Source organism: Oleiphilus sp. HI0067, assembly GCF_001635735.1.
The window spans coordinates 1-795 of record NZ_LWFI01001571.1; the positions used below are offsets into that span (position 1 = coordinate 1).

The window sequence follows — 795 nt, forward strand, 5'->3', positions numbered from 1 at the left end:
GATGAGCCGCCAAGGTTCTGTGCGCGAGAGTATCGCTAAGTCTTACTGTGAGATCGAGCAAGCGCGTTTGTTGACGCTAAAAGCCGCGGATCAAATGGATCGCGTTGGGAATAAAGGTGCTAAGGCGCTTATTTCAATGATCAAGATTGTTGCACCTCAAATGGCCTGCACGGTGATTGATCGCTCTATGCAAATCCACGGTGCAATGGGTTTAAGCCAAGACACCTTCTTGCCGCAAGCCTATCAAATGGCGCGTGTAATTAGATTGGCTGATGGTCCGGACGAAGTGCACATGATGCAGCTTGGTCGCGGCTTAGCCTCTGGCTACGCCATGCTGGCAAAGAAATAGGAGGCGAGCATGTCAGACGTCGATAGTTTAGATATTGAGCTTCTTGATCGCTATTTGAGTGAGCATATCGAGAGTTTCCATGGCTTAAAAAGCGCAGAGAAATTCTCAGGTGGCCAATCTAATCCAACCTTTAAATTGAGTGCGGCTAGTGGCGAGTATGTATTGCGTCGCCAGCCACCGGGTAAATTGCTGAAGTCAGCACATGCTGTAGACCGTGAGTATCGTGTTTATAAAGCGCTAGAAAATACGGATGTGCCGACGCCTAAGATGTATCACCTGTGTGAAGATCGCGAAGTGATTGGCTCGATGTTCTATGTGATGGAATATTGTGAGGGGCGCATTTTTTGGGATGCTGCATTACCAAAACTGGCATCTAACGAAGAACGCACACACGCGTATTCGCAAATGGGCAAAGTGCTCGCAGCGATACATTCAGTCGATGTTGA

2 protein-coding genes are annotated in these 795 nt (G+C 48.3%); both read left to right on the forward strand.

Translation table 11 applies throughout. The annotated features are described in order from the left end of the window. Positions 1-349: acyl-CoA dehydrogenase family protein (locus A3739_RS25605; protein ID WP_082878614.1), on the forward strand; the 349-nt coding region annotated here is incomplete at its 5' end. Between the two features lie 9 nt (positions 350-358). Beyond that, positions 359-795 (forward strand): phosphotransferase family protein (locus A3739_RS25610; protein ID WP_156502840.1); only part of this gene is annotated, 437 nt, incomplete at its 3' end.